The following is a 5,069-nucleotide window of genomic DNA, read 5'->3' as shown; positions in this document are numbered from 1 at the left end:
TATGCGCCAGGGGTAAACCCTGCGGCGCGGCTGCCGGGCTTGCGAGCGCGTCTGCGATCCGCGCGGCTTCGGATCCGGCTGCGTACTCCGGCTCCCGGCTTTGCTTCCACGACAGCGACATCGCCGCCTACGCGGGCGACACGTTCCGCGACCTTTACGCCCAAATCTTAGTAGAAAAATTCTAACCCCATACCCGAAATGACAAAGAAAGAATTAGCCGCCAAAGTTGCGGCAGCTTGCAACGGAACGGAAGCCCACGGCACACCCGCCGCCGTGGTGGAAGAAGTAATTACAGCCACCCTCGGCGTAATTAAGGACGTGGTTTATTGTGGCGGGGAAGTAACCCTCCGGGGCTTCGGTACCTTCGGACACAAGAACCGAAAAGCCAAGACCGCCCGAAACATCAGCACAGGCGAACCCGTCCACGTCCCGGCGCGGAAAGTGGTAAGTTTCAAACCCGCCGCAGACTTCAACGTAGCACAGGACTAAGTTATGGAAGCACAGGAAAGAACCGAAACCCGGAAGGACGAAATACGCTACCGCACCGACGACCAACGCCGGATGGTTGGCAAATTCCTCGCTTCCCGCGTCGTCAAGACGTGGAAGGAAGACTTTGCCGACCAAGACACCGGGGAAATAATAACGGTGGAGCGTAACGACATCCTTTTTGAGAAGGGCAAGTACATAGACGAAGACACCGCGATAAGCATCGCCTTCCACATTCAATGCGGCGATATTGCCGACGTGGAAGTAAGTAACCAACGCCGATTAGCCCAACCCTCAAAGGACTACGTTTTACGCCCCTACAAGGCTACCGCCGTGGTAGGAAACAAGCGTAAGAGTTTCATCTTACAGGCGCAGAGCGCGACCGCCGCTATTGAAGTAGTCACGGACTACATAGAACTTAACTTTACTTCCGCCTTTTCGGTGGATAGCGTCAAGTTAATGCCCGGCTGCATAATTCTAAACGACCGCTTCCGCCGCGCCGTCGAGGAAGTGGAAGGCGGCAACGAAGCCGGAGAGGAAACCCCGGACGGAGAGGAAGCCCGCGAAGATACGAAGTATTACCGCATTGAAGCCGACATAACCGCAGTTCCGACCGAAGGCGACGAAGAAGAACCGCGCCCAAGTAGTTACGACTTCATAGTTAAGACACGCGACATCGACACCGCGAAGGCGGTAATTACAGCGTGGATTAACACCACGATGAAGAAGCGGGCGGAAGAAGAAGGACGGGAAGCCCGCACCTTTGAAATTTCGCTTACTTCGGCTTCGCCCTTCAACTTGAACGCGATTATTCCTTACGCCTTCTGCGTCGCCTATAAGGAGGTGGAGAAGATAAAAGTAACAACCGACTAATAAACCGGGGCGCGTTAGCCATACCCGGAGAACGCGCCCCATTAAAACAACCACTATGAGCCAAGACAGCATAATTATATACCGTGACATACGCGACACGTTGCTCACTTTGCCCCCGGAACTTTGTAAAGAAGTAATGCGGTTGCTATTCGCCTACGCCTTCGACGACCAAGAACCCGACGAAGACGCTGACCCGATAGCGAAAGGGTTCTTTTTGGCGTTTAAGTCCCGGTTTGATATGAATGCGGCAAGATTGGAACGTAACCAAGCAAACGGAAGGAAAGGCGGGGCTCCAAAAGGAAACCAAAACGCACAAAAAAAAACAACCGAAAACGGAAAAGAAACAACCCAAAACAACCCAAAACAACCCAAAACAACCGAAGCCGAAGGAATAACAACCGAAGAAGTTTCAACCGTCGAAGAAAACAACCCAAAACAAAGCATATCTATATCTATATCTAAATCTATATTAACTTCTACTAACGTAGAAGATAAAGAAAAAATAGAAAAAGAAAAAACAACCGAAAAAAAGAAAAAAGAAAAAATAGCCTTCGCGTCGAGCGTACAACTGACACAGGAAGAATATAACGCCTTTGTCGAGCAATACGGAGAAGACACAACCCGCGAATTAACCCAAATTCTTAACGACTACAAAGAAGCCAACGGGAAACGCTATAAAAGCGATGCCGCCGCCATTCGTTCATGGGTAGTCGATAGATATTTACAAAAACAAAAACCAAGCAGTTATGGACAACCAACAATCTCAAGACCCCAAACAGGAACGCGCCCAGTTTCTACAACGGTGGAAAATGCACCTGAGCAAACTCCGCGACGCTTCAAAGGGACGCTTTAAGGTGGATAGGTATATAGACCTAATACCCGAAATGCTTACCGATTGTTATCGCTTCCAAGTGGAGCGGCGCGGGCATACCTTCAACGAGGACACAGCCACCGCCGAACACATACGAAAGGCCGCAGAGTGGCTCGTCGGCAAAAGCGAAAAGCCCGGTTTGTTCCTTTTTGGGAAACCGGGGAACGGAAAAACGACCTTAGCGGACGCGATAAAGCAGCTAATAGACACGCTTTATTATTCCAACTATTCCAACGAAAGGAAGCAAGTACGAAAAATTCCCGCATCCCGATTGGTGGATTTAGCAAGGGATGAAAGGAACGAACTATTAGCAGACCTTAAAGGGACCGAACTGCTATTTATCGACGACGTAGGAACGGAAGCTACAAGCGTAAAGGTTTGGGGTAACGAAGTAAGCCCAATGGTAGAACTTCTTTACCAACGCTACGACCGCCAACTCTTTACCGTGATAACGTCAAATCTTGAAAGTGAAGACGACATAGTAAACAGGTACGGCGACCGCATAAATGACCGCTTCGCCGAAATGTTTGATTATTTACCATTTGACAACCAAAGTTATAGGCATAGGCTAACGCCGTTAAAGTAGGCCAGAGCCACGGAAACGCCCCAAATTTCGCGCTATGCCCTTCGGGTGGGTAGTTGAAGGGCTGACGACAATAAAACGCCATAGAAGCAAAATAAACCCAAAATCGCATGAAGCAAACTAAGATTTACATAAGCGGCCAAATTTCGGGATTAACCCCGGAAGAATACACCGCGAATTTTACCGCAGCCGCCACGCGCCTAACGGCACAGGGCTACGCCGTGATTAACCCCCTTAACAACGGCGTGGATCCGTCCGAACCGTGGAGAGAGCAAATGAAAGCGGATATTCGCTTATTGCTTGACTGCGACGCGATTTATATGCTTGCGAATTGGGAGTTAAGCAACGGGGCGACATTAGAACGGGAGATAGCCAAAGGTTTAGGTTTAACGGTGGAATACGAACGTAGACCGTTGCACCGGGATATTAAACGCGCCATACTTGTAGCGATGGCTGTTCCCTTCAAGTACATAGTGAACGACAGCCGGGGGCGTTGGTACGTCTACGCCCGAATGATATACGCCCACCATTGCAAAAAGCGCGGCGTTTCGACACAGGCCATCGCCGAAGAAACGAAACACGACACTTCTACAATTCACTACCACCTCCGTCGATACGAAAACGAATACAAGTATAACCGAGAGTTCCGCGCCGCCGCCGAAAAAGTGGCTACGCTATTGAGTAATAAATTAACTACGCCTTCGGACGTATCAATATAAGACGAAATGAACAACAACGGAATAAACGTACTTTCCCTTTTTGACGGGATGAGCTGCGGGCAAATAGCGTTAAGGGAAGCCGGAATAAAGGTAAACAAATACTTTGCTTCCGAAATTGACAAATTCGCCATACAGCAGACACAGCACAATTTCCCGGACACGGTGCAGCTCGGCAGCGTGACAGGAGTACACGCCGCCGACCTTCCCCACATAGACCTCCTTATAGGCGGTTCGCCGTGCCAAGGGTTCAGCTTCGCCGGAAAGCAGTTAAATTTTAACGACCCCCGAAGCGTCCTGTTCTTTGAATACGTCCGTATTCTTCGGGAGATACAGGAGTATAACCCCGGCGTTTTATTCCTACTTGAAAACGTCCGTATGCGTAAGGAGTGCGAACAAGTCATTACCGACCAATTAGGATTAGAACCCGTCGTAATAAATTCCGCCTTAGTTTCAGCACAAAACCGCGTCCGCTTGTATTGGACTAACATACGGACACGCGAAGAAGCAAACCTATTCGACACAAAGGTATTTACCGCAATTCCACAGCCGGAAGACCGGGGAATATTCCTACGCGATATTTTGGAAGACGAGGTAGAACCCCGCTACGTCCTTACTTCCCAACGAATAAAGAAACTTATAGAACACCATCAACGGCAAGCCGAAGCCGGTACCGGCTTCGGCTTCCACCCAAGGGCGGAAGACGAAAAAAGCAACACCCTTCGCGTAGGCGGGAGCTGCCACGACGATATAGTATTACTTCAAGGGGAACGCGCCGCCCGTTGCGTGGCTGTTCGTGGGCGTTTCAACCCGGAAACAGGAAGGAACGAGCAAACGCCGGAACTTCGCCCGGACGGTAAGACTAACTGCCTTACAAGCGTGGAGAAGGACAATTTAATTTACATAGAATCCGCGTGTTTGACACCACGCCGAACCGAATACGGCAAGGCTATACGCCGCCAATACGAAGCCGGAGAAGTACAGGAGAGCCGCCACAACATGACGGCGTTAGAGCCGCGAACCGACGGGAAAACCAATACACTAACAACGGTTCAAAAAGATAATCTAATACTTCAACTTCCCCACGGATTTAACGAAGGCGCGGTATTCCGTAGAAAAGCCCCTACGGTTACTTCAAGCCGCTACGAAGCCAACAACATCGTACAAAGCCGCGAGGTAATACAACTTAACCCGGACACCGAGAGCGGCGGAAAGCAGCCATACCAACAAAACCGCGTCTATTCAGCCGACGGCATAACCCCTGCTTTGTGTTCAGCCCACGCCGGACACGCGCCCGCAGTTCTAACACCCGACGCAGTTCTACGCCGTCTTACCCCCACCGAGTGCAGCCGCCTACAAACTATTCCCGATTGGTACGAATGGGTTTGCAGTGATAGCCAGGCATACCGAATGCTCGGTAACGGTTGGACGGTAGACGTAATTAAGCATATTTTCCAATTCACAACAGTTCGGTAATTTTTGAGCAGGCATAGCTGTATCGCACTGATACACAATAGTTTGCATTGATATTGAATTGTTA

Annotated in this window: 6 protein-coding genes and 1 pseudogene; all 7 read left to right on the top strand. The window is 50.0% G+C overall.

The window, feature by feature from the left end; all coding sequences use genetic code 11:
• Positions 1-185 (top strand): annotated as a pseudogene (locus C5O24_RS14325) (hypothetical protein); the annotation flags it as partial.
• Between the two features lie 13 nt (positions 186-198).
• A complete protein-coding gene (locus C5O24_RS10685) occupies positions 199-489 on the top strand; it encodes an HU family DNA-binding protein (RefSeq protein WP_161553888.1) in 291 nt (96 codons plus the stop codon).
• Between the two features lie 3 nt (positions 490-492).
• Positions 493-1,359, top strand: a complete 867-nt coding sequence (locus tag C5O24_RS10680) for a hypothetical protein (RefSeq protein WP_107681806.1) — start codon at positions 493-495, stop codon at positions 1,357-1,359.
• 55 nt (positions 1,360-1,414) lie between these two features.
• The gene (locus C5O24_RS13820; RefSeq protein WP_133165538.1) at positions 1,415-2,212 is read left to right on the top strand and encodes a DUF6291 domain-containing protein; all 798 of its coding nucleotides are present in this window, start codon (positions 1,415-1,417) and stop codon (positions 2,210-2,212) included.
• 31 nt (positions 2,213-2,243) lie between these two features.
• Positions 2,244-2,816, top strand: coding sequence for an AAA family ATPase (locus C5O24_RS10675; RefSeq protein WP_107681808.1), 573 nt, complete (start codon positions 2,244-2,246; stop codon positions 2,814-2,816).
• Positions 2,817-2,923: 107 nt separating this feature from the next.
• Positions 2,924-3,532 (top strand): DUF4406 domain-containing protein, encoded by a 609-nt coding sequence (locus C5O24_RS10670; protein WP_107681805.1) that lies wholly within the window; start codon positions 2,924-2,926, stop codon positions 3,530-3,532.
• Between the two features lie 6 nt (positions 3,533-3,538).
• A complete protein-coding gene (gene dcm / locus C5O24_RS10665) occupies positions 3,539-5,005 on the top strand; it encodes a DNA (cytosine-5-)-methyltransferase (RefSeq protein ID WP_107681804.1) in 1,467 nt (488 codons plus the stop codon).
• Positions 5,006-5,069 lie beyond the last annotated feature (64 nt).

The organism is Paramuribaculum intestinale, assembly GCF_003024925.1.
Taxonomy (GTDB): Bacteria; Bacteroidota; Bacteroidia; order Bacteroidales; family Muribaculaceae; genus Paramuribaculum; species Paramuribaculum intestinale.
Note: the sequence above shows the minus strand (reverse complement) of the source record. Positions and strands in the feature narration are given on the sequence as shown.

Coding starts and splice junctions, on each gene's coding strand:
- C5O24_RS10685 (WP_161553888.1), top strand. CDS start 199: ATGACAAAGAAAGAATTAGCCGCCAAAGTTGCGGCAGCTTGCAACGGA.
- dcm (WP_107681804.1), top strand. CDS start 3,539: ATGAACAACAACGGAATAAACGTACTTTCCCTTTTTGACGGGATGAGC.
- C5O24_RS10680 (WP_107681806.1), top strand. CDS start 493: ATGGAAGCACAGGAAAGAACCGAAACCCGGAAGGACGAAATACGCTAC.
- C5O24_RS10670 (WP_107681805.1), top strand. CDS start 2,924: ATGAAGCAAACTAAGATTTACATAAGCGGCCAAATTTCGGGATTAACC.
- C5O24_RS10675 (WP_107681808.1), top strand. CDS start 2,244: ATGCTTACCGATTGTTATCGCTTCCAAGTGGAGCGGCGCGGGCATACC.
- C5O24_RS13820 (WP_133165538.1), top strand. CDS start 1,415: ATGAGCCAAGACAGCATAATTATATACCGTGACATACGCGACACGTTG.